We start from the raw sequence: 25,328 nt of genomic DNA, 5'->3' as shown, positions 1-25,328 counted from the left end.
CTCGTCATTCCAAATTAATTTTCTGCTTGAATCAATTTTGTTTGAAGCACAATTTAATGATGAAAAAATTAAAGTTCCTCCGATTATTATATGAAAATATGTTGGAATTTCATATTTAAAATTTAAAGTTAATGCCTGATATATTGCTATTTCTTTAACGCAAAGATTTTTGTTAAATACTTTTTACTTTAAGGAGCAAAGAGTTGCGACAAGTCGCTTATTAAGCTAGCTTTATAAAATCAACATCGTTGATTCAAATCTTTGCTCCTTAAAATCAAATACAATAAATAAAAAACTTTGCGTTAAAAAACATACTTTAATTGAAAACGCTTAGTTTTTTTACCGCCAAAAGCGGGGTTTATCCCGCTCCTAGACTTGCAACTAATATTTATTTTTCCCAATTAATTCTTTTTGTCTGAACATTTTGTGAATTGGTTCCCACCATAATATCAAATTCTCCAGCTTCCCAATCATAATTTAATTCATCATCATAGAATTTTAAATTTTCCGGAGTTAAGGTAAAGTTGATTATCTTACTTTCTCCTTTTTTGATGAAAACTTTTTGGAAACCTTTCAATTCTTTCACAGGTCTTACTACTTTTCCAAATAAATCTCTGATGTATAATTGCACCACTTCTTCTCCATCATAATTTCCGATGTTGGAAATATTTACACTAATGTTCAACGTCTGATTTCCTTTAAGGTTGGTTGAGCTTATATTCATTTCAGAATATTTAAATTGAGTATAACTTAAGCCATAACCGAAAGGGAATTTAGGATCATTATCAAGATCAATATACGCTGAAACATAATTTCTATCGGTGTTGTTTTTAGCCGGTCTTCCTGTATTGTAATGATTGTAATAAACAGGAATCTGTCCTTCTGTTCTTGGGAAAGTCATTGGAAGTTTCCCACCCGGATTTACCGTTCCAAAAAGAACATCTGCAATAGAATTTCCGGCTTCTGTACCCAGCCACCAAGTGTAAACAATTGTCGAAATATTATCTGCAGCCCAATCAAAAACCAAAGGTCTTCCTGCATTGATCATTAAGACAATAGGTTTTCCTGTTTTAGCAATTTCTTTTAAAAGCTCTTCCTGAACTCCCGAAAAATGAATATTGCTTCTGCTTTTTGCTTCGCCGCTCATCGCGTGACCTTCACCTAAAGTCATAATCACAACATCTGCTTTTTTCGCCGTTTCTACAGCTTCTGCAAACATAGATTTATCCTGATCATCAACATTGGCTCCTTTTGCGTATAGTAAAGTGGAATTTTTATCTAATTGATTTTTAATTCCATCAAACTGCGTAACGATTCTCTGATTGTCATCTTTAAATGCGATCGACCAAAAACCATGATTGGCAACTGTTTCTTTTCCAAAAGGGCCAATTAAAGCCACAGTTTTGGTAGATTTTGAAAGCGGAAGAATATTCTTTTCATTTTTAAGTAAAACAATACTTTTTGAACCAAATTCTCTTCCAAATTTTCTGTTTTCCTGATTATTTAATTGCTGCTTTTGTCTTTTTTCATTACTAAATCTGTAAGGATCATCAAATAATCCCATTTCAAATTTTTTAACTAAAATTCTTCTCGTCGCATCATCAATTAATTTAGGATCAACTTTTCCTTCTTTAACCAATTTTGGAAGTTCAGCCATGTAAGCACGGCTTTCCATATCCATATCTGTTCCTGCATTAATCGCTTTTTCTGCTGCTTCTTTATTATCTTTCGCATAACCGTGAGGAACCATTTCGCCAATACTTCCCCAATCTGAAACGACAAAACCTTTATAATTCCACTGGTCTTTTAAAAGATTTCTTAAAATATATTTGTTTGCTGTTGCCGGAATTCCATTAATGTCGTTAAAAGAATTCATAAAAGTCGCAACACCTGCTTCTGCTGCTGCTTTGAAAGGAGGTAAATACGTTTCATGAAGTTGTCTTAAACTCATGTCAACAGAATTATAATCTCTTCCGCCAACTGCTGCTCCGTATGCTGCAAAATGTTTTGCACAAGCCATAATAGCGTCAAGATTTCCAAGACCTTTTCCCTGAAAACCTTTGATTCTTGCCAAACCAATTTGCATTCCCAAATACGTGTCTTCACCTGAACCTTCCATCACTCTTCCCCATCTCGGATCTCTTGCGATATCGACCATGGGTGCAAAAGTCCAGTGAATTCCGTATGCTGAAGCTTCAGTTGCAGCAATTCGTTCTGATTTTTCAATTAATTTTAAATCCCAACTTGCGGCCTGACCTAAATTCACAGGAAATGTTGTTCTGTAGCCATGAATGACATCCTGACCAAAGAGTAATGGGATTTTTAATCTAGATTTTAAAGCTAATTCCTGAAATTTTTTTGTTTCTTCTGCTCCTGCAACATTGAGCATAGAACCAACTTTTCCTTTTTTTATTTCCTCTAAAACCGTTGCAGAATTTGAGTTTTGCGGGCCCGTTGCATATTCAAAACCGCTGTATTGAACCAACTGCCCTACTTTTTCTTCCAACGTCATTTTAGACAGCAGTTCAGAAACTTTCTGATCAATTGTTTTTTGTCCAAAAACATTGAAACCGAATACTGTAAATGCTAATATGAAATATATCTTCTTCATTTATAATTAGTTTTATTTAGCTTATACTTTAACGCAAAGTTCGCAAAGATTTTTTTGCAAATAATGCTTGATTTTTAAGTTTGCAAAGGCATTCTACTTAGCAAAGAATACGAAGGTTTTTATTCAATATAAATTTTAGAAAATTCTAATTTAAAAAATATAGGTTGCCACAGAACTTCCGGTAATTGTAACCGGAGCAATTTTCTGATTATATTTTATATTGAAACTTTCATCTGATTTATTGTTATTCTGAACAATCAAAACCGTTTTACCTTCCGGAGTTTTAAAAGCAACCGTAGCCAAGTTTTCCGTTTGTGTAGAAGCTATTCTCTGAGAATTTGCAGGAACAAATTTTGAAGCATGAGCAATAATATAATACGCAACATTTCTTGTGAAATTTTCACTGTCTGAAACCGTAATTGCTCCTTTACATTCTGTACAACCTCCCGGTGTATGCGGTTTATATTGAGTATCATTCGCTAAATTCCATTCTAAAGCAATTTTACTCCAGTTTTTCATCGATCCGATGATAACATTTCTGGTATGCCAGTTTAGATCTTCATTGAAAGTACCTTTTGCACCTGTCCATTGTTCTGTAAAATAAAGATTTTTATCTGGATGCGCATCGTGAACAGTACTCAAAGCTGAAATATCACCTTCATACAAATGAAAAGCCGAACCGTCGATATATTGATTGGCTGCTGAATCATTTAAAATATTAATGGCATATTCAGGTTTATTGCAATTGTGATCGTAAACAACGATTTTCGTTTTGATATTATTTGATTTAAAAATCGGACCTAAACTTTGTTTAATAAAATCTCTCTGCTGATCTGAAACCATCAGTAAACTTGGATTATTTCCGGGATGTAAAGGCTCGTTTTGAGGAGTGATTGCATCAATTATAATTCCTTCTTTCTGCATTCCCTGAATATATTTCACGAAATATTTTGCGTAAACATCATAATATTCAGTTTTTAAACTTCCACCAATCGATTTACCATTATCTTTCATCCAAACGGGAGGCGACCACGGTGCTGCAATGATTTTTATTTCAGGATTAATGGCTAAAATTTCTTTTAGCATAGAAATCAGGTCTTTATCTCTTGCCAAACTGAATTTAGAAAGAGAAGGATCGGTTTGACCTTCAGGTAAATCATCATAAGAAAAAACCTCGCCATCCAAATCGGATGCACCAATGCTCAATCTTAAATAGCTTATCGAAATTGAGTTCTTGTCATTTCCGAAAAGTTCGTTTAAAAGCGCTTTTCTTTTTGAAGGTGAGAGACGATTGATTACTTCAACACTTCCGCCGGTTAATGTATATCCAAAACCATCAATATATTGAAACTTTTGAGCGTCGTCAATTTCAATATTCTGAAAGTTATTAGAAGTATTTACAAAAGTTAATGCATTTTGCTGCTGTAATTTTACGCTTTCATCACCTTTTGTCATCCAGATTTGAACTTTGTTTTCTGTATTTGCTACAGATTTACAAGAAAATAAAGGCAAAAGTACCACACCGCTAAATAGCAGTGCAGTACTTTTTAAAAAGAAACTATATGAATTTTTATTTAACATATTTAATATCCGGGATTTTGAGTTAAATTCGGGTTATTATCCAATTGAGTCTGCGGAATTGGCCACAATAGTCTGTTTTGATTTAAATTATTTACATAAGGTAGAAGATTTCCATTTGCATCTCTTTGCTGTGAAAGTATAGAAATTGCTTTTCCTGTTCTTTTTAAGTCAAACCAACGGTGACCTTCGAAAGCTAATTCTAATTTTCTTTCTTTTAGAATTTTATTAATTCCGTCATCTGTATTGGCAATTGTAACAGGAGTTAAACTTGAGTTTGCTCTTGCTCTCACTTGATTGACCAAAGTAGCTGCATCCGCAAAATTTCCCTGATGAACTAAAGCTTCAGCTCTGATTAGTAATAAATCTGCATATCTCATTACATAGAAATTTTGGTGACCTGTCGTAATTCTCATTTTATACATAAAAGGAAAATTATTGCTTTGCCAGAAATTATCTGACCAGCTTACTGTATTCGGATAAAACCACACACTTGAATTCTTTCTTACATTATCACCTTCTGTGTTGAAAGTATTTACGATGTCGTATGAAGGCGTATTAAATTTTTTCCAATCTGTTCCGTAAAACATAGAAGATCCCCATGCCCAAAGATTTCCTGCATTTCCGTTAGATTCGAAGATAGATTCTGCATTCGCTTCGTGATTTCCATCAAAAAGTTGATCGTAATTAGGAAGTAATGAATATCCTTGTCCCATTAATTGCGTTGTATAATCAATTACTTTTGCATAATCAGGATTTGGTTTTGTGGCGTAAACTTTTGCCAATAAAGATAAAGCTAAACCTCTTGTTGCTCTATATTTATTTGAACTTGCAGGCGCACTTGCTAAGGCTCCTTCCAAATCTGCAATAATTTGAGCATAAACCTCATTGATAGGTTTTCTTGCAGGATAAACCTGGTCATAAACTTCTTCAAAGTTTTCATCATTTACACCAATTACAGCTTTTGTTACCAAAGGGAAATCTCCCCAAAGTTGTACACCATGAAAGTTATACATTGCTCGCATAATAGCCGCCTCAGCTTTCATTTCAGCTTTTCGTGAGCTTGTAAGTTCGGGATCTGGAATATTATCTACGTAATTTAAAATTTTATTACAGTTATTAATAAAAGTAAATAAGTAATTCCAATCTCTGTTTACGTTAGAGTTTGTTGCAATAATTCTATACTCGTCAAGCTGGAAGTTCTGAACGTTATCACTTCCTGCATGAGCAATTTCTGTTTGTGCATCACCATTGAAGAAATAATCTAATTGCCAATATTCATTACCCAAATCGGTGTAAATCGTGGTCATCAGACTTTCCGCTTCAGAAGCAGTTTTGTATGGAGTATCTGTATTGGGAATTGCTCTGTCAGTTAGTGGTTCTGTATCTAAATAATCACTACAAGAGGTAGTTCCCACCGTAAGCGTTGCCCCAAGCAAAAAATAATATATTGTTTTATTGAATTTCATAAGAATTTAAATTAAAAGTTAGCTTTAAGACCGAAAATAAATGTTCTTACCTGAGGATAAGTACCGTAATCAACACCAGACACACCGTTTGTTGTGTTGAAAGCGTTCACTTCAGGATCGAAGCCGGTATAATCTGTCCAAGTCAGAAGATTTTGACCAGTTACATATAAGTTGATTTTACTTACGCCTTTGAACGGACTCAAGAAATTGTAACCTAATGTAGCACTCTTAAGTTTTAAGAAAGAACCATCTTCTACAAATCTGTCTGAAACATATTGTGAGCTTGGAGAATTAGCTCTTGGAGTATTTGTAATTTGTCCTGGAGTTGTCCAACGGTCTAAAACTGCAGTTGATTGATTTTTAAAGTCATTCATCATTTCCAAATCAAATCTGGATGCATTGTAAATTTCACCACCATAAGATCCTGTAACCAATACATCTAAATACCAGCTTTTATATGAAAAACTATTGCTAAATCCAAAAGAAAAATCAGGGTTTGGATTTCCTATGAATGTTCTGTCACCAGTATCAAAATATCCGTTTCCATTGTTATCTTTATAAACAATATCCCCTGTCTGAGAGTCAATATGATCCACCTGATACCCATAAAATGAACTAATTGCTTGTCCCGGAGTAAATCTCACCAAATTAGCTCCTACAGTTTCGATATTAGCTTTATCAAGAATAGGAACCCAATTTAGCTGTAATACTTTATTCTTGGTGAATGAAATATTAAAGTTGGTATTCCAATTAAACCCTTCTCCTTTAAAATTTTGAGTATTTAAAGCAAATTCTAACCCTTTATTTTCCATATTTCCAACATTTCTATAAAAAGGCACTTGTGCAGGTCCCATTGGTATTGGAATTATCAGATCATTTGTTTTTCGATGATATGCATCGACACTCAATTTAATTCTGTTACTTAAAAAGCCAAAATCAACACCTATATTTGTATCATTTGTAACCTCCCAGCCTAAATTACTACTATCCCATTGGCGAGTGTACCAAGAGCCTGCATTGCCTAATTCGGTTTGTCTTTCCAAATTATAATGTGAATATGGAGGAATTCCTGAAACGTTTCCAGTCTGTCCCCATCCTCCTCTTAATTTTAATTCAGATATTACCTTACTATCAGAGAGAAAATCTTCATTTGATACCACCCAAGATGCAGAAATACCAGGGAAGAATCCCCATTTATTTCCGTCAGCTAAAGCCGAACTACCATTGTATCTAAAAACTCCCATAATGGTATATTTGTTATCAAGAGTATATAAAGCTCTACCAAAGAATGACAATTCACGCAAATTTTCTTTTACCAAACTTTCATGTCTATTTACAGCAGTATTAAAATCGAACATTGAAGCTCCCTCTGGAAAGCTGTCTCCCCAGTAATTATGCCATGAATTTCTTTTCTCATGAATCTGATTTCCTCCTAATAAAGCCAAATCATGAATTCCTGATTTTATGGTATATGTTAAAGTATTTTCAATATTCAAATCTTGATAGGTTGATAAATACTTACCTCCAATACCTTTTTTCTCTCTTCCATAGCTTGTTTGGTAACCATCTGTAAATTGGTCGTTTGTACTTTCAATTAGGTCAAATGAAACTGTTGGTTTCCACACTAAGTTTTTAAGCAGATTAACTTCCAATCCTAAGTTACTCATAAAACGCTGCGTCTGAGTTTCATTTTTTCTAGATTGATAAGCCACCGGATTTTCCCAAGAAGACTGAAAAGGATTTAAAGCAAACTGTCCGTCTTTATAACCATCAATGAAATTTCCGGAAGCATCTTTCTCTCTTACTTTTAGCTGATTACCATAAATTGGAAGAAAAGAAGGCGTGTTTAAAGCACTTAAAATAACCCCTCCTCTCGAAGTTCCTAAATTATCATTTGTGTTTTTCAAACCTGTATTGATGTAATTGAAATTACCGGTAAGCTTAAGCCAATTGGTAATTTTTGCATCTAAATTTAATTTGGCCGAAATTCTTTCGAATCTAGCCGGGTCAATAATTCCGTCAATTCCCTGATAACCCAATGCTGTATAAGCTCTTACTTTTTCGTTTCCAAAAGAATAATTTACGTTATAATTTTGATCAAAACCTGTTCTGAAGACTTCGTCTTTCCAATTGGTATTGATCCCTTCATATCGTGGATTGTTAATTGTAGTAAGAAAAGATGGATTAATTTCCGCCATCAACTTTTTGTATTGGTCTAAATTTAAAACATCAATATTGTTTACCGTTTTAGACATTCCCCAATAAGCATTGAATGCCAATTGCGGTTTATTAGCTTTTCCTCTTTTTGTAGTGACAATTACAACTCCCGAAGAACCGTTGATTCCGTAAATTGCTGCAGAAGTAGCATCTTTCAGAATGGTCATATCTGTAATATCATCAGGATTAATTCCACTGATGTCAAAAGTTTGAATTCCATCTACTACATAAAGCGGGTTTACGCTTGATGAGATTGAATTGTTCCCTCTGATTTTTACATCTATTGCTGCTCCGGGTTTGCCTGAAGATTGGATAACATTCACACCTGCGGCATTTCCCTGCAGAGCTTGCCCTACATTATAAATAGGTCTGTCGTCAAAAGTTTCAGCTTTTACGGTAGAAACCGCACTTGTTAGGTTTGATTTTTTTACTGAACCATAACCGATAACAACTACTTCTTCAATCTTTTGTTCTTTGGAAACAGTATCACGTGGTGCAGTCTGGGCATTGAAATTTGCAGTAAAATATAGTACAGCAACCAACCCTAGACTCTTTGATATTTTTACATTCATATATAGTTAGTTTTTTAATTCTCAAATTGAGACAATAAAAATATATTTTTTTTTTAATAATTAACATTTTTTTAATAAATATTTTAATATTTCCACTATTTTTGGGCAATCAAAGGCTGTTGAACTTAATAAATAATTCATGATTTGTTAAAATATGGCCTGAACAAATTCCCTAAAATGGCAGCCAAACAACCCAATATTGCACTTCCGCTGAAACTAACTTTCCTTATTTTTTCGATGGTTTTAAATTGTATGGGGATTGTAATTCTTCAACTTTCCGAGCAAAATATTACCTACGATAAGCTGGGTTTTTTAGAATCTTTTAAAGATATACCGATTGCTATATTTTCACTTTTTGCTGTTAATTTTATAAGCCGTTTCGGAACCAAAAAATCACTGATATTTGCTTTGATGCTTGTTGGAACCTGCTCATTATTTTTACCATTTGTTGAAGTATTTTGGTTTTTCAAATTATGGTTTGCCATTATAGGAACCTGTTTTGCGATAGGGAAAATATGTGTTTACGGTATCATTCGAAATAATATGACCGAAGAAAAATCTTTAGCTAAAACCATGAATAGTGTTGAAGCTTCTTTTATGATTGGTATTTTTACAGTAAATACAGGTTTTGGGTGGTTAATTTCCAGTCAGTTTGGCGAATATTGGAAATTTGGCTTCATGTCTATTTCTCTGATTTCTTTTTTTACGGTTTATCTTTTTTCTAAAATTAAAATTGCGGAACCGGAAAACAAAACCACGAGAATCTTTCCTGACTTGTCAGGATTTGGTAAAAAAACCATCATTCTTTTCTTTGCAGTAAGTTTTTTTATTATTTTCATCGAGCAAAGCTTTAATTCCTGGCTTCCATCATTTTACAAAGATCATTTAAAGGTAAATTCTTTCTTCGCACTTCAGGCATCTTCATTTCTGGCACTCTTTTCCTACACAGGCAGAACGATTACATCAAAGATTATTCAGCGTTTTTCATTATCAAAATATTTTATGTTCTGCGTAATGATGATTATCTTTTTGCTGATTATTATTTCAGGACTCCAATTTTATTTCAGTGAAAATACAAAGGTTTTATTATTTCTTTTTCCAGTCATCGGTTTGTTTCTTTCACCTCTCTATCCGGTGATCAATTCAAAAATGATTGCAAAAATTGACAAGAATAAGATCAATACTTTTACTTCTTTAATAGTAAGCGTATCTTCAATAAGCAGCTCAATAAATTCGATATCTATTTCGATACTGTTTAAAAATCAGATGCTTACCTATTACTCTCTCTATATTTTGGGAGCCGTAATAATGGTTTCTGTTCTTGCATTTTCTTATTTTAAACTTAGTTCTGATAGAATTTAAAAAATAATTTTATTTTTACTGCATGAAAACTGATCACAATAAAAACATAGAAACATTAAAAGAACTTATTGATAGTAAAGACCTTATACCCAATGTATCGGTAGATTGCACTATTTTTGGGTTTCATGATAATATCCTGAAAGTCTTATTATTAAAGTACCACGACCTCAATTTGTATTCACTTCCCGGTGGTTTTGTTTTTATTGATGAAGATTTGAGAGAAGCTGCAGATCGTGTTTTGTATGAAAGAACACATCTTAAAGGGCTGTTTTTAGAACAGTTTCATACTTTCGGAAGACTGGATAGAACGCACAATAATGTTCACAAAACATTGATCAATAACAAAGGTCTTGACGTTCCTAAAGATCACTGGATTTTACAGAGATTTATTACAGTTGGGTACTGCAGTCTGATAGATTTTACAATGGCCAATACTTTTCCGGATGCTTTTAATGAATCTTGTGCCTGGTTTGAAGTAAATAAACTTCCGCAAATGGCTTTTGATCACGACCGGGTTATTGCCGAAGGACTAGAATATTTAAGGAAAAACATTGATACTCAGGTTGCTGCAAGTAATTTATTGCCCGAAAAATTTACAATGAAAGATTTGCAGTCGTTGTATGAAACAATTTTAGGTGAAAAATTCAGACGAAATAATTTTCAGCGCAAAATATTAAGTACCAATTCTTTAGAAAGAATGGAGAAGCTATTTGATGGTTCTGCAAATAAAGCACCTTATCTCTATAAATTTATTAAAAAGTAGTTTTTTCTTTCTTTAAAAAAGTTTTCTTTTCAGCATTCCGAAAAAATCTTATTTTTAGGAAAATTAAATTACATGTCATATTATCCTCTTACAAGCATTCCCGATTACTACGGGATTGATGCCTTACTTACCGAAGAACACAAGCTTATACGTCAATCTGTAAGGGATTGGGTGGAGAGTTTTGTAATGCCGAATATTGATGAAGCAGCTCAAAATCATACCGATCTGCCGAATCTGATGAAAGAATTGGGGAAGATTGGTGCATTAGGACCATACATTCCTGAAGAATACGGTGGTTCTGGTCTTGATCAGATTTCTTACGGTTTGATTATGCAGGAATTGGAAAGAGGAGATTCTGCGGTGCGTTCTGCGGCGTCTGTACAAAGTTCTTTGGTGATGTTCCCGATCAATGAGTTCGGTTCTGAAGAGCAAAAAAAGAAATACTTACCCAAGCTAGCTTCCGGTGAGATGATCGGATCTTTCGGTCTTACAGAGCCTAACCACGGTTCAGACCCAAGCTCTATGGAAACTTATTTTAAAGATATGGGAGATCATTATCTTTTGAATGGGGCCAAAATGTGGATCACCAATTCTCCGTTATGCGATATTGCAGTAATCTGGGCTAAAAATGAAGAAGGAAAAGTACAGGGATTAATTGTTGAAAGAGGAATGGAAGGCTTTACCACTCCCGAAACTCACAATAAATGGAGCTTAAGAGCTTCTAAAACCGGTGAATTGGTTTTCAACGATGTGAAAGTTCCAAAAGAAAATTTATTACCTAATGTAACAGGACTGAGAGGACCTTTATCTTGCTTAAACTCTGCACGATACGGAATTTCTTGGGGTGTAATCGGAGCAGCAATCGACTGTTACTGTACGGCTGTTCAATATTCTAAAGAAAGAAAACAGTTTGGCAAACCAATCGGTGGGTTCCAGCTGCAACAGAAAAAATTGGCAGAATTTTTAACAGAAATCACTAAAGCTCAATTGCTTTGTTTACAATTAGGGAATTTGAAAAACGACCACAAAGCAAGTCCTGCTCAAATTTCTATGGCAAAAAGAAATAATGTGAAAATGGCAATTGATATTGCAAGAGAATCACGACAAATTCTTGGCGGAATGGGAATTATGGGAGAATTCCCAATGATGCGTCACGCTGCAAACCTAGAATCGGTAATTACATATGAAGGAACACACGATGTTCACTTGTTGATTACAGGTCTTGATATTACAGGAATTAATGCTTTTTAGGCTAAAATTATATTTCTCAAACCTCACAGGTTTTTAAAAACCTGTGAGGTTTATTTATTTATTAATTTATCGAAAATTAATTTCCAGTATTATTATTTCTAATCAGGCTAAAAATTATAATTTTTCACATTTTCTAAAAAGCTTACTTCAGGATTCAGAATTTCGTGTATTAAATTTTGAATAGAAACCATAGCCTCATCAAGACTTCCCTGAGCAAATTCTAATGACACTACTCCTTTTTTGGCATCCGCAAAACTCCAGATTCCGGTTTCTACAGGAAATCCCCAAAATTCGGGTAAACTTTGTATCACATATTGATATAAGCAAAGCTGCATCGCCTGTTTTCTGTCGCTATTTTGGAAATAGTCTGATTTATTTAACTCATCAATTTTTACAGTAAGATTTTTTGTTTTTGCAGTTTTATAATCGATAATCCTTACCGTTCCATTTAATCGGTCAATTCGGTCGATAAAACCAAAGAAATAAACCTTGTCAGATCTTTCTTCATTCAGATAAAAATCTACGCCTTCAAATCTTCTTTCAATATCAATTATTTCCAAGGAATTACCTGCTTTTATCAATTCCAAATCATGGTTTAGGATATTCTCAATTACTTTTTTAGCAATGGCTTTATGAATGAAATTCATCCCTTTATTGTAAAATTCAGGCTGATGTTTTAGCTTTTCAATAGCAATATTTATAAATTCATCTATCCGTTTAATTGAAGTTTGTAAATCATTTGATTTTAAAACTTTACCTTTTAATACTTCATATACTTCTTGAAGGGTGTAATGAACTAAATTTCCGTAATTTCTAATAGATAATTCTTCTTCAATTTCATCCGCTTCAGAGGTGTTTAAAATCTTTGAAAGATAAAAATCAATCGGATTATAAAGGTAACTTGTTAAATGTGAAGCCGAAACTTTTTCTTTCCATTTTAAAAGCTGCTGCTCAACAATTTCAGTCTTGAAAATCTCGATTGGCTGGCTTAAAATAGGCTCTGAAGAATTTTCAACTATAACGTGCTCGATCTGATGAGAACTTTCCATTTCGATCTGAGTAATAAACCTGCTTTTTTCTCCCGTATTTACTCCCGAACTTAATGCGTTAAAAAGTAAATGTACATTTTGCGCATCCTGAATTAATCGATAAAAGTGATACGCATAAATACTGTCATTTTCAAGGAATGTATGCAAGTCAAAGTGCCTTCTTATATCAAAAGGAATATAGGTATTTTGTGAGTTTCCGAGTGGTAATTTCCCTTCGTTAACCGATAGTAGAATCACGTTTTCGAAGTTTAATAGACGGGTTTCCAAAAGTCCCATTACCTGAAGTCCCCTTAACGGTTCACCCTGAAAATCTATACTTTCTGAATTAATATGTTGGTTGATAAGGATTTCAAGCGTTTCCATCTTGATTTCAAAACCATAAGGCGTAATCTGATTTTTAATAATTCTGAATGCATTTTCAAAATGAGAAACGTTTTCATACTGAATATCATCCAACTCAAGCCATTTGATTTTTTTGCAAAATGCTATAAGATCATCCAAAAACCGATATCCGGAATCTGCTTTCTGAAGTAAATTAAAATACGAAAGGTTACCCAGAAGCTCAGTTAAAAGCTTTTGAGAAATATAAACGATATTTCTTTCTTCTATTTTAGATTTAAAATCGTTGATTGTTTTTTCGTCATCATCAGATTTTGGCAGTTCTTCAAGAATTGGATAAACATCGCGGTAATAATAAGAAGATTTGCTTTTTTCAAGCTGTTTCTGAAGATAAAAAAGCTGTTTTACGGCATTAGAAAAAGAGAGGTTTTTCAGCGGAAAACCCATGGTAATATTTAGGTTTTCAACCTCATGCATTACATCCAGACTTGCAGGAAGAAGATTTTCATCAAGCAAAACAACGGCCGTGTTGGTGTATGTTTTATTATTGATGTTTTTAAATAATTCAGGTAAAATCTTGGTTTGCGTTACATTACCTGAGACTTCGTAGACTTTAATGTTTTTAGGTTGGTTAAAGTCATCTTCGATCCAGTTGAAAGCTCTGCTGTCATTGAATTCTTTCCACATTTTGTGATTTCGAAGAAATTTTCCGGCTTCTTGTCTTTCGTCATCAAAATAATATCGGTCTGCCTGGAAAAAGCATTGTGCTCTATTCCACTGGAGAAGATTCCTCACTAATTTTTCTTCAACAGGAGTAAATGCGTTGAAGCCACAGAAAACAAAATTTTCGATATTGTTTTTCGCAAACTCCCCTATTTTTGCTTTTGCCGATTCGTGAATCATTCCCGGAGTTGCCCAGTTTTTTTCTTTCAGTTTCTTCTTTAAAACAGGAAGAAAAATATTCATATTGCGCCAGAAATTCAGGAACTTTTTTCGCGGAATTTCATCATCGTCACCCAAATCCTGTGCCCATTCTTTTATACGTTCTTCATCAAACATATATTGCAAAACGGCTTCATCAGAATCTGAAAATTTTAAAATATCATCCCAATCTTTTTGGAGTGTAGGAAACCATTTCAAAAATTCGGAAAAATCGTCGTTTGGAATAAGATGTAAGCCTTTATAAACATCAAATGCGAAAAGCCACAGAGAAATCCCCTGAATGGTCTGTTGATCTACGATATTAACGATCAACTCTTCAATCGTATAAAAATTAGGCAGAAACCCGGAATAATTATTTTCTTCTAAAATCTGGCGTATAAAAACGATCGGTCTTTTACCGGGAAGAACAATACTAAATTGCGATAAATCAGTATTTTGGGCTAATAATTCATCGATGATTTTATTTAGAAATTTCAAGGTTTCTGATAGTTGTTTAGTTTTTCGAGTTCTTCGGTAATCAAAAGATTGTATTCTGCCTGCTTTTCTTTATTCATTCCATGCTCGGTAGCACGGTCGTAATTAGCCTGAAAATTTTTGTATTCGGAAGAGATTTTAGCGTAAATTGATTTGAAAAACTTATTGTAATCGGCTGTTGTTTTTATTTTTTCTGAAACTTCCTTTCTGAGTTTTCTGGCATGAATTTCGGCGATATCAAAATGCTTTTGCTCATGAAGCAACACATAATCATTGATCCTTTTGACATCTTTCCATGATTTGTTCTCATTAAAAACCGTCTGAATAGTGATTTTTACGGGAACTTTAGGATCGCTTGATGTCGTTGCAGAATATTCCCAGCCGCAATGGGTGTAGGCTACTACTGTTGAGCCACCCAGATTATTGGTTTTGCTTTTAAAATTATCCCAAACCAATTTTTGATCTTCGCTCCAGTAAATATTTTGAGCTGATATATTATTGAAAATCAATACAAAAACTATTAAAAAAAAACTCATTATTCCACTACAATTGTTTTAGTAATCCAGTTATTATCACCATTCCAGAATCTGAATGTGTAATTTCCTTTTTTCTGCGGACTAAAATTAATCTGATTTGCTGATTGATGACTTGCCTGTTTGCATATACCGTTTGTGAAATACTGATATGCGGTAACATCCCTTTCAAAATCGCTTTTGTGAATATAATCATACCCGTAAAATCCCTCGCATCCTGAAGCGTAAGTTGAATACGTTCTGATACTCTGAACCGAAAAAACACTCATCGTGTCACTAACGATTTTTACACTGTCGATCTTTACTTTATCTACAGATTCTATCGTTTGATAATCATCATCATCTTTACAGGAAGTGAAAAAAAGACCTAAAACTGCCGCAGCAAAACTAATTTTTAATAGAGATTTCATGACATCGGATTTGATCGTTTGGAAGTATAAATTTAGCAAAAAAAAATTCCAAATAATACTATCTTAAGAATTAAAATTACCCTTTGAAAGATAAACTACTTTTTTGGTGTCAAAAAACTCTTCATCGAAGTAATTTTTTAGATTGAAAAGTTCACATTTTAATCCGGCAAGTTCTTCGGCAAGATCTCCGCCTTTTAGATATAAAACTCCGTTATGCTTTGCATTAAGCTGTTCTTTTTCAAATTTACCTTTCAGCCATCTTAAAAATTCGGGCATTTGAGTAACGGCACGACTCACCACGAAATGAAACTTTTCTTTTACTTTTTCTGCCCTTCCATGGATTGCCGTAAGGTTTGATAATCCAACTCCTTCTGCAACTGCATTCACAACCGTAATTTTCTTACCAATAGAATCGATTAAGGTGAACTTAGTTTCAGGAAACAAAATTGCCAAAGGAATTCCGGGAAAACCACCTCCGGTTCCAACATCTAAAACTTTCGTTCCGGGAGCAAATTCCATGATTTTTGCGATGCCTAAAGAATGTAAAATATGTTTCTCATAAAGGGATTCCATATCTTTTCGGGAAATGACATTTATTTTCTCGTTCCATTCTCCATAAAGGCTTTCAAGCATTGTAAACTGCTCAATTTGTTTTTCTGAAAGATCCGGAAAGTATTTTTGAATGATTGCTATCGACATAAAAGTAATTCTAAAGGGCAAAAATAAGTTTAAAAAATAAAAAAAACTTCTTTGTATATAAAGAAGTTTTAAATATAATGCTACAACAAGTTTATAGTTTGCCACTTACTAGTTCATAACCATTATTTAGTAGACCTGCATGAATCATAAATTTATGACCCTTACCATACAAAAGAACAATATTTTTATTTATCAACAACGAAATTTTAGTTAAGGCTTCATTATTCCTTAGTTCATCAGTAAAATAGTATTTAGGAAGTTTCTTTTTTTCTTTGCAAATGTATTTTGCAGATAATGGTGTTTGTAAGTCACATTCGGACAGTATTACTGAACCATATTTTAATTCATATTTTTCAATAAGATCATGAAGTGACATATCTACATTATAATCCGTATTTACTATTCCAGTTTTTTCATTACTTTGAACTATATAGTTTTTTATTGAATATTCTTTTGGTAAACTATTAATGTTATTGTAATTGATATTTGCAATATTATATCCAATGATTTTTCTGGCTTTTCTTGCATTTTTCTCAAAATCATTTTTTTCTATTTCAAAAATAATTCCTTCGTAAGCAATTATAAAACCTTCTTTCCTTAAAGAATCAACTTCTTTCTTTATTGAATAATAATATTCTTTTTTGCCTATGTGAACGGTAGGAAGATAAACGAGATATTTGCCTTGCTTATTCTTATAAACTAGTTTTTTCTTATTAATGTTTTTGTCACTGACTATTTTCGCTAAAATTGACTGACAAGAAACAAGTGAAAAAGATAACATTAGCAATAAAACAATTATTTTAACCATAAATATGTTATAAAAGATCAAGGGTAGGTAGCCGACCCTTGAAATTACCAATATTAATTACGTACTTGCTGTTATTGTTGCAACTGCCTTTAAAACCTGTACTGTTGTTGAAACCCAACAATTAAACTTACAAGCACCTCTACCTGGTTTTTTAGTTCCATCAGCATTAGTATATGTTGTATTACATCCCTGTATACAACTTGCGTGATCATGTTCACCAGCCCCTGCGGTAGTTGCTTGGACTTCATTATTAACCATTACTTCTAATTCCTCATCAGAAAGATTTAAATAATCAGAAAGATTTGGACTCATTACAATATCTGTGACAGCTTCGGAATTCTCATTAAAGGTAAACTCTACAGTTCCGGATATTTCGCCTTTTGCATTTGTACCACCTGGCAAAATGATGGTTTCTACTCTTTTTATTTCGTTTGTAACTTCTTCTCGTTGATTGCTCTCATTACAAGAAAACATCATCAAAGACATTACTAAGACAGAAAAAATACTTTTAAAATTTTTCATATTCTTTTTTTTTATTGTTAGTAATATTAATTTTCAAAATTTTGTGCACAATTTTAAAACATTACAAAACAAAGCAAAAAAAGAATAGTTTACAAACATTTTAGTGATTAATTTATTATGTTAAGTATCAGATAATCAGGTTTAAAAGATGCGTAATCTATTATGATTGTAAAAAAATCATTAACATTAAATCCAAAATTATGTTCTGTTAAAATTAAGTTTTTATATATATTTGTTTAAAAGACAAAAAGAATACATGAATAAACTTTCAGACAGAGTAAACAGATTGGGTTACTCCCAGACATTCGTCATGTCAAACAAAGCTAGAGAGATGAAAGCCAGCGGAATAGATGTGATTTCTTTAACATTGGGTGAGCCTGATTTCGATGTTCCCGATAATATTAAACAAGCAGCTTTTACAGCAATTAATGAAAATTACAGCCACTACTCGCCTGTTCCGGGATTTTTAGAACTTCGTCAGGCGATTTCAGAAAAATTAAAAAGAGATAACCAACTCGATTATAAACCTACACAGATCTGTGTTTCAAACGGAGCTAAGCAGGCAATTATCAACGTCTTAGCAGCGATTATCAATGATGGAGATGAAGTAATTCTACCGACTCCTTTCTGGGTAAGCTATGATGAAATGGTAAAAATGATGGGCGGAAATTCTGTAATGCTTCCGACTTCTTATGTTACCGACTTTAAAATCACTGCAGAACAGTTGGATGAAGCGATTAATGAAAAAACAAAGGCTGTTCTTTTCAGCTCGCCTTGTAATCCTTCAGGCGGATATTACACATATGACGAATTAAAATCTTTAGCGAAAGTTATCGCTAAATATCCTCATGTAACGATAATTTCTGACGAAATCTACGAATATATCAATTACGAAACTAAAACCACCTCGATCGCTCAGTTTCCGGAAGTTTATGAGCAAACTGCGGTAATCAACGGGATGTCTAAAGCTTTTGCAATGACGGGCTGGAGAATTGGTTATTCTGCTTGTCCGGAATGGTTGGCAAAAGCATGTGAAAAAATTCAGGGACAAATGACGAGCGGAGCGAATACTGTTGCTCAACGAGCTTCAATTGTTGCTTTAAAAACTGATCCTTCAGAATATAAATACATGATTGATGCTTTCAAAACAAGAAGAGATCTTGTGTACAGTTTGATGAAGGAAATTCCTGGATTTAAAGTGCTTTTACCGAAAGCTGCTTTCTATTTCTTCCCCGATATTTCTCATTATATAGGAAAAACATTAGACGGAACCGAAATAAAAGATGCAGACGATTTTGCCATGTTTATTTTGGAAAAGGCTCATGTAGGATGTGTTGGCGGAGTTTCATTCGGTAGCCCGGAATGTATCCGGTTTTCTTATGCAGCTTCTGAAGACGATTTGAGAGAAGCGATGAGAAGAATAAAAGATTTACTAGCAAAATTTAATTAAACATAAATGAATTTATTTAAAAAAATTACAATTGTAACGAGCATTGCAGCAGCAAGTTTCTGTGGTTATGCACAGGCTCAGGATTTCCAGTGGAAAGAAGGGAAATCAAATGGGTACACCTATAAATATGTAACCAATGATCCTACTTCTGCAAGATATTATAAGCTTAAAAACGGATTGACTGTCATTTTAAGTGCAACCAATAAAGAACCAAGGATTCAAACTTACATTGCAACAAAAGCCGGTAGTAAAACCGATCCGGCAAGCCACACTGGTCTTGCACATTATCTGGAACACATGCTTTTTAAAGGTACAGATAAGTTTGGTTCAAAAGATTGGGCAAAAGAAAAACCTCTTTTAGATAAAGTGGATGCTCTTTATGAGAAATACAACCAGACAAAAGATGAAGCCAAAAGAAAAGAAATTTATAAAGAAATAGATAAGGTTTCGGGAGAAGCTGCAAACTATGCGATTGCCAATGAATACGACAAAATGATGTCAGGAATGGGCGCAGACGGCACGAATGCATTTACTTCTTTTGAGCAAACTGTTTATGTAGAAGATATTCCGGCCAATGCGGTTGATAAATTTCTCGCTGTACAGTCCGAACGTTTCAGAGCGCCTGTTTTAAGGCTTTTCCATACAGAGCTTGAAGCAGTTTACGAAGAGAAAAACAGGACTTTGGATGATGATACCGACAAAGTATATGATAAAATATTTGAAACGTTGTTTCCGAATAACAATTATGGTAAACAGACGACAATCGGAAAAATCGAGCATCTGAAAAATCCTTCTTTAAAAGCAATTAGAGAATATTACGACAATTATTATGTTCCCAACAATATGGGAGTGATAATGTCGGGAGATTTTAATCCGGATGAGATGATTGGGAAAATCGATAAGGCTTTTTCTTATATGAAGTCTAAAGCCGTTCCGGAATACGTTGTAGGACAAGAAAAACCAATTTCTTCACCAGTTATAAAAGAAGTTGTAGGCCCTAATCCTGAAAGTGTAATGATGGGATTCAGATTTCCGGGAGCTACCACCAAAGACGCAAGGCTTTTAAATTTAATCGGAAATATGCTGACCAACGGCCAAGCCGGATTGATTGATCTGGATCTTGTGAAAAAACAAAAACTCTTGAATGCATATGCTTTTCCGTATGTTTTAAAAGATTATTCTGTTTTAATTTTACAAGGAAGACCAACTGAAGGTCAATCATTGGATGAAGTGAAAACTCTTCTTCTTCAGGAAATTGAAAAACTTAGAAAAGGTGAATTTTCAGATGATTTAATTCAGTCTATCGTTAATAATGAGAAGAAAAGTATTATTCAAAAAGATGAAAAATATTCTTCCAGAGCAAGCATCTTAATGGATGAATTTACCTCTGATATCGATCATAAAGCTTCTTTGGAATATTTAGAAGAAATCTCTAAGCTTACCAAAAAAGATATTATGGATTTTGCATCTAAATATCTTCAAAATAACAATTATGTCGCAGTTTATAAGAAAAAAGGCGAAGACAAAAGTATTGTAAAAGTAGATAAGCCAACAATAACGCCGGTTTCTGTAAACAGAGAAGATAATTCTCCGTTTCTTAAAAAGATCCAGGAGATGCCGGAAAATACTATCTCGCCGGTTTGGTTAAATTTTGATAAAGATATTGAGAAAAGCAAAGTAAAAAGTGTAGATGTTCTTTCTGTAAAAAACACGGATAATGAGCTTTTCAGATTGTATTATTACTTCGATTCAGGAAAATGGAACAACAAAATGCTTCCTTTAGCTGCAGAATATTTACAATATTTAGGAACAAAAGATAAGTCTTCTGAAGCCATAAGCAAAGAATTTTACAAATTAGCTTCAAGCTTTAATGTAAGTGCAGGTAACGAAGATACGTATGTTTCTTTAGAGGGTTTAAATGATAACTTTGATAAAACAGCAGCTTTATTTGAAGATTTAATTAAAAACTGTCAGGCTGATGAAGCAGCCTTAACCGCTTATAAAGCAAGATTGAAAAAAGCGAGAGCCAACGCAAAACAAAACAAAGGAACAATCATGAGTGGATTGAGAAGTTATGCTCAGTATGGTTCTCAAAACCCTTTCAACAATGTTTTAACTGATGCAGAATTAGATGCTTTAAAAGCAGAAGATTTGGTGAATATCCTTCATGATTTATTTAATTATAAACACAAAATTCTTCACTACGGACCAAAATCTGCACACGGAGTTGCATCTTCTTTAACGCTGATTCATAAAGTTCCGGCAACGTTGAAAGAAATGCCGAAATCTAAAACTTTTGCGCAGATTCCTACCGATAAAAATAAAGTTTTGTTTGCCAATTATGACATGGTACAAGCTGAAATTTTCTGGGTAAGAAATGCAGATAATTATAACCCGAAACTTAGTCCGACAATAAGTTTGTTTAATAATTATTTTGGTGGCGGAATGGGATCTATTGTCTTCCAGACGATCAGAGAATCTAAAGCTTTGGCATATTCTACGTATTCATATTTTGGACAGCCAAACAAAAAAGAAAACAAAAATATGATTACGGCTTATGTAGGAACTCAGGCCGATAAACTGAATGAATCTACAACTGCAATGAATGAGCTTTTAACCACTCTTCCAAAATCTGAGCAGCTATTTGAAACCGCAAAAAGCGGATTAAGAAAAACAATCGCTGCAGAAAGAATTACACAAGACGGAATCATTTTCTCTTATTTATCAGCTCAAAAATTAGGTCTTGATTATGACAGAAGAAAAAGTGTCTATGAGCAGTCTCCGAAAATCAGTTTTGCAGACATCAATACTTTCCATGATAATGAAATGAAAGGGAAAAATTACACGTATTGTCTTGTTGCTTCACAAGATAAAGTAAAGGATGAAGATTTGCTGAAATTAGGTGAACTTAAAAAGTTAAGTCTTACAGAAATATTCGGTTACTAAAACCAAAAAGAGCTTTGAAAGAAGCTCTTTTTTTATTTAATTGTAAATGCAACTATAGTTTTTATTTATAGTCAATTCTATGGTTGAGTTCTACAGGATTGTTATTTTCTCGAATCATTTTTTTCATTCTTTCTGATTCGCTTTTCATGTCAACAGAAACCGTACCCCCTAATCCATCATCTTTTTTAAACTGAATTCCCATCGACTTTACACGAGATAAAGGATCTGTGTAAAAATTTTCAGACATTTTTTTTAACTGATCCCAAGTTATTTCTGTGCCTTTTGTTCTATAATAAATTTCTCCATTCAGATTTTTAATTTCTGTCAGGTTAAAAATGAAATTATTCTGATCATCTGAAATTTTCACAATTAAACCTGGTAAACCATGGAAAATATAGGGTCCGTCTTGAATTGGGATTTCATTTGCAAACCATGCAGTCCAATTTCTTCCGCCATAATTTAGTGTTGCTTTCTGAACTTCAAAAGCTCCGATTTTATCTTTTTCAGATAAAATAGTCCAATCAAGTTTTTCGTCAATTTTTATATACAATATTTCTCTAAACATTGTTTGAATACTTTTTAAAACTTCATTGTCAGGTATCTTTTTTATGATGTAAAATTGATGTTCGAGCATAGGTTTTCTTCCAAAACCAAAACCAGTTTTAGCTATAAGTGAATCTGATTTTTTTTCTTGTTCTGTTCTAAAAATAGATAAGCTTCCATCTTTAATGTCTAAAATAGTCTTTTCTAAAACCAGACTATCTTTTAATAAATTTGGTTTGTAGTTTAAATCATATTTAAATGTTTTATTTTGACCGGAAATATTGTTTGAAAATATAATTATAAAAAAGAAAAACCATGTGTGTGTTTTCATAATCATGAAGATACGATTATAATGAGAAATAGATAAGATTACAAGTAACATTATATTAATAATTATAATTAGAAAGTCAACTATACTCAGTTACTAAAAACCAGAAAGAGCTTTGAAAGAAGCTCTTTTTTTATTTAATTGTAAAAACTATTATAGATTTTATTTATCGAAAGTTATTTTTTCAATAGACAAAACTGTGTATATTTGCACTGTAAAATTAATCAAATTAAAAATTAGAAAAATTATGTCTTTAGTAGGTAAAAAATTTCCAAACGTAACGATTGACGCAATGTCTGAAATGGGTAATGATCTTAGAATCAACATCTTTGAAGAAACTACAAAAAACCAACAAAAAGTGATTTTATTCTGGTATCCAAAAGATTTTACTTTTGTTTGCCCGACTGAGCTTCACGCATTTCAGGAAGCTTTAGGTGAATTTGAAAAAAGAAACACTAAAGTAATCGGTGCTTCTTGTGATACAAACGAAGTTCACTTTGCTTGGTTGAACGTTTCAAAAGACAACGGTGGTATTGAAGGAGTTACTTATCCGCTTTTAGCTGATACTCACAGACAATTGGCAAACTTATTAGATATTGTAGATCAGGATCTGGAATTTGACGAAGAAGGAAATGAGTATTTCACAGGTTCAAATGTTACTTACAGAGCAACTTATTTGATCGACGAGACAGGAAAAGTATTCCACGAGTCGGTAAATGATATGCCTCTAGGAAGAAACGTAAAAGAATATTTAAGATTGATCGATGCTTATACTCACGTTCAGAAGCACGGTGAAGTTTGCCCTGCAAACTGGGAAGAAGGTAAAGATGCAATGAAAGCTGACAGAACTTCTACTGCTGAATATTTGGCGAAGAACTAATAAAATTAATGTAACAATGTAGCAAAATATAATGTACCAATATAACAATGTAGCAGTTTACCAATATTTGGGGTCTACTAAATTTAATTGTTACACTGGTAAATTATTAGATTGCTACATTTTTTATTTTTTATAAAAAATTAAAATTATGTATACAGAATTAACAGAAGATACGTTACAAAATATCGTTAGCGACAATGAAAAAGTAGTTGTACAATACGGCGCAACATGGTGTGGAAACTGCAGAATCATGAAGCCTAAATTTAAAAAACTGGCAGCTGAAAACGATGCAATTCCTTTTCTATATGTAGATGCAGAAAAATTACCGGAAAGCAGAAAATTAGCAAAAGTTGACAACTTACCTACTTTCGCAATTTTCAAAAACGGTGAATTGGTCAACCAAGTGCAGTCTAACCAAGCGGAAAGTTTAATTAACCTTTTTAATGAATTAGCATAATGAAGTTACCAGTAATCAGACAGTTTTATCAAAACCAAACTCTGGAAAATTTAGAAAAAACTTTAGAGGTTTTAGAATCTTTCACAGAGTTCAGAGGAACTACAGAAGAGGATATGAATGTTGCAGGTGAATTGATTACCAATATCTGTGGAGCTTTGGAAGTTCATGCAAACGTACAAAACGGAATGAGTGAAAAAGATGCTTTAAACTCTTTTGCTCAAAAGGTTTTAGGGTCAATTGACAAGTAAATTTAAGATTGAAATATTTAAAAATTTCAATTATTATAAAAATATAAACTTTTTGAAGTTTCCCCATATTTTTTAATAAAAAATCCCGATGAAAATACATCAGGATTTTTTGGGTTTATAAAAGTGAATTAAAATTTTGATTAAACTCATAACTTATAACTCATAATTTCTCACTAAAACTAGCTTCTTCTGCTCATTAAAATGCTAAGAATATACCAAAACAGTAGCATGATAGATGCGAAAAGCTGCAATGAAGCTCCTACATATTGATCCGTTACATAAGCATCCTTTAATTTGCTGGTTTGATACAAAATTGTGGCTGACGCTAAAATTACCATTCCTACAGAAAACCATAATCCCAGATTAAATCCGAAAATCATCCCCGCAACAATTAATCCTATAGCGATAAAACCTCCGATTGTAATAATATTTCTAAGGAAAGAAAAATCTCTTTTAGAAGTAAATGCTACAGCCGAAATTCCTGCAAACATAGCTACAGTAAGTGTTGCAGCCTGAAAAATTACAGAACCTCCTGCATACACTACCGCAATATATATCAATGGCAAAAATATTACTGCTTCCAGAAGTACATAAAAACCTAACCCCATATATTGAGTAGATTTACTTTGTGAAAGCGACCATTTGGTAGCTAAAAAAGATGCCAACCAAAATACACCGATAATCAAAAGCCAAAGATAACGCTGAGCAAACATTGCCAAAATTAATTGTTCCGGCACAATATTTAGCAAAACTGTCTCAACACCTATAAATGCAAGAATTGCAAAAGCAACATGCAAATAGGTTTTTTTGTAAAAACTAGCCTTTTCTACATCGGAAGAATGTGCGACTAAAACATCTGTCATCATAAGTTTTCTAT

General features: G+C 33.2%; 20 protein-coding genes. 8 read left to right on the top strand and 12 right to left on the bottom strand.

Annotated features, from left to right (window positions below):
* Positions 1-388: 388 nt before the first annotated feature.
* The 4 genes from bglX to OH814_RS00925 form a co-directional block, all read right to left on the bottom strand.
* Positions 389-2,611, bottom strand: coding sequence for a beta-glucosidase BglX (bglX, locus tag OH814_RS00940; protein ID WP_308826773.1), 2,223 nt, complete (start codon positions 2,609-2,611; stop codon positions 389-391).
* A 150-nt stretch (positions 2,612-2,761) separates the two neighbouring features.
* Positions 2,762-4,192 carry a glycoside hydrolase family 30 beta sandwich domain-containing protein gene (locus OH814_RS00935; RefSeq protein ID WP_308826772.1) on the bottom strand — a complete coding sequence of 477 codons (1,431 nt, stop codon included), beginning with the start codon at positions 4,190-4,192 and terminating at the stop codon, positions 2,762-2,764.
* Positions 4,193-4,194: 2 nt separating this feature from the next.
* On the bottom strand, positions 4,195-5,658 hold the full coding sequence (locus OH814_RS00930; RefSeq protein WP_308826771.1) for a RagB/SusD family nutrient uptake outer membrane protein: 1,464 nt from the start codon (positions 5,656-5,658) through the stop codon (positions 4,195-4,197).
* 11 nt (positions 5,659-5,669) lie between these two features.
* Positions 5,670-8,447, bottom strand: coding sequence for a SusC/RagA family TonB-linked outer membrane protein (locus OH814_RS00925; RefSeq protein ID WP_308826770.1), 2,778 nt, complete (start codon positions 8,445-8,447; stop codon positions 5,670-5,672).
* Positions 8,448-8,624: 177 nt separating this feature from the next.
* Here OH814_RS00925 and OH814_RS00920 point away from each other — a divergent pair, with 177 nt between their 5' ends.
* The 3 genes from OH814_RS00920 to OH814_RS00910 all read left to right on the top strand — a co-directional run bounded on the left by OH814_RS00920 (position 8,625) and on the right by OH814_RS00910 (position 11,823).
* Complete coding sequence (locus OH814_RS00920) at positions 8,625-9,809, top strand: MFS transporter (protein WP_308826769.1); 1,185 nt, start codon at positions 8,625-8,627, stop codon at positions 9,807-9,809.
* 22 nt (positions 9,810-9,831) lie between these two features.
* A complete protein-coding gene (locus OH814_RS00915) occupies positions 9,832-10,572 on the top strand; it encodes an NUDIX domain-containing protein (RefSeq protein WP_076558168.1) in 741 nt (246 codons plus the stop codon).
* A 72-nt stretch (positions 10,573-10,644) separates the two neighbouring features.
* Positions 10,645-11,823: an acyl-CoA dehydrogenase family protein gene (locus tag OH814_RS00910; RefSeq protein ID WP_308826768.1), complete on the top strand. Its 1,179-nt coding sequence runs from the start codon at positions 10,645-10,647 to the stop codon at positions 11,821-11,823.
* A 107-nt stretch (positions 11,824-11,930) separates the two neighbouring features.
* On the opposite strand, the gene OH814_RS00905 is transcribed toward OH814_RS00910, so the two are convergent.
* The 6 genes from OH814_RS00905 to OH814_RS00880 form a co-directional block, all read right to left on the bottom strand.
* On the bottom strand, positions 11,931-14,630 hold the full coding sequence (locus OH814_RS00905) for a PD-(D/E)XK nuclease family protein (RefSeq protein WP_308826767.1): 2,700 nt from the start codon (positions 14,628-14,630) through the stop codon (positions 11,931-11,933).
* Complete coding sequence (locus OH814_RS00900) at positions 14,627-15,163, bottom strand: DUF922 domain-containing protein (RefSeq protein WP_308826766.1); 537 nt, start codon at positions 15,161-15,163, stop codon at positions 14,627-14,629. The genes OH814_RS00905 and OH814_RS00900 overlap by 4 nt, the downstream gene beginning before the upstream one ends.
* Positions 15,163-15,570 carry a hypothetical protein gene (locus OH814_RS00895; protein WP_308826765.1) on the bottom strand — a complete coding sequence of 136 codons (408 nt, stop codon included), beginning with the start codon at positions 15,568-15,570 and terminating at the stop codon, positions 15,163-15,165. The genes OH814_RS00900 and OH814_RS00895 overlap by 1 nt, the downstream gene beginning before the upstream one ends.
* A gap of 63 nt (positions 15,571-15,633) precedes the next feature.
* A complete protein-coding gene (rsmG, locus tag OH814_RS00890) occupies positions 15,634-16,269 on the bottom strand; it encodes a 16S rRNA (guanine(527)-N(7))-methyltransferase RsmG (RefSeq protein WP_115619109.1) in 636 nt (211 codons plus the stop codon).
* A gap of 91 nt (positions 16,270-16,360) precedes the next feature.
* A complete protein-coding gene (locus OH814_RS00885; RefSeq protein WP_076558156.1) occupies positions 16,361-17,077 on the bottom strand; it encodes a hypothetical protein in 717 nt (238 codons plus the stop codon).
* Between the two features lie 57 nt (positions 17,078-17,134).
* The gene (locus tag OH814_RS00880) at positions 17,135-17,599 is read right to left on the bottom strand and encodes a hypothetical protein (protein WP_076558154.1); all 465 of its coding nucleotides are present in this window, start codon (positions 17,597-17,599) and stop codon (positions 17,135-17,137) included.
* Positions 17,600-17,855: 256 nt separating this feature from the next.
* Between OH814_RS00880 and OH814_RS00875 the strand changes: the two genes are divergently transcribed.
* Both OH814_RS00875 and OH814_RS00870 read left to right on the top strand, forming a co-directional pair.
* Positions 17,856-19,049, top strand: a complete 1,194-nt coding sequence (locus tag OH814_RS00875; RefSeq protein ID WP_123885090.1) for a pyridoxal phosphate-dependent aminotransferase — start codon at positions 17,856-17,858, stop codon at positions 19,047-19,049.
* Positions 19,050-19,055: 6 nt separating this feature from the next.
* Positions 19,056-21,995, top strand: a complete 2,940-nt coding sequence (locus tag OH814_RS00870; RefSeq protein ID WP_308826764.1) for an insulinase family protein — start codon at positions 19,056-19,058, stop codon at positions 21,993-21,995.
* A 61-nt stretch (positions 21,996-22,056) separates the two neighbouring features.
* Here the strand turns inward: OH814_RS00870 and OH814_RS00865 are convergent, their stop codons facing one another.
* On the bottom strand, positions 22,057-22,869 hold the full coding sequence (locus OH814_RS00865; protein WP_308826763.1) for a GLPGLI family protein: 813 nt from the start codon (positions 22,867-22,869) through the stop codon (positions 22,057-22,059).
* A 244-nt stretch (positions 22,870-23,113) separates the two neighbouring features.
* On the opposite strand from OH814_RS00865, the gene OH814_RS00860 reads away from it, so the two are divergent.
* From OH814_RS00860 to OH814_RS00850, 3 genes are all read left to right on the top strand, one after another.
* The gene (locus OH814_RS00860) at positions 23,114-23,746 is read left to right on the top strand and encodes a peroxiredoxin (protein WP_308826762.1); all 633 of its coding nucleotides are present in this window, start codon (positions 23,114-23,116) and stop codon (positions 23,744-23,746) included.
* Positions 23,747-23,894: 148 nt separating this feature from the next.
* Complete coding sequence (locus OH814_RS00855) at positions 23,895-24,203, top strand: co-chaperone YbbN (RefSeq protein ID WP_201134210.1); 309 nt, start codon at positions 23,895-23,897, stop codon at positions 24,201-24,203.
* The gene (locus OH814_RS00850; RefSeq protein ID WP_308826761.1) at positions 24,203-24,451 is read left to right on the top strand and encodes a DUF6952 family protein; all 249 of its coding nucleotides are present in this window, start codon (positions 24,203-24,205) and stop codon (positions 24,449-24,451) included. Before OH814_RS00855 ends, OH814_RS00850 begins: the two co-directional genes overlap by 1 nt.
* 179 nt (positions 24,452-24,630) lie before the next feature.
* Here the strand turns inward: OH814_RS00850 and OH814_RS00845 are convergent, their stop codons facing one another.
* A complete protein-coding gene (locus tag OH814_RS00845) occupies positions 24,631-25,317 on the bottom strand; it encodes a Bax inhibitor-1 family protein (RefSeq protein WP_308826760.1) in 687 nt (228 codons plus the stop codon).
* Positions 25,318-25,328 lie beyond the last annotated feature (11 nt).

Source organism: Chryseobacterium sp. CFS15 (assembly GCF_031118795.1).
Taxonomy (GTDB): Bacteria; Bacteroidota; Bacteroidia; order Flavobacteriales; family Weeksellaceae; genus Chryseobacterium; species Chryseobacterium indoltheticum.
Note: the sequence above shows the minus strand (reverse complement) of the source record. Positions and strands in the feature narration are given on the sequence as shown.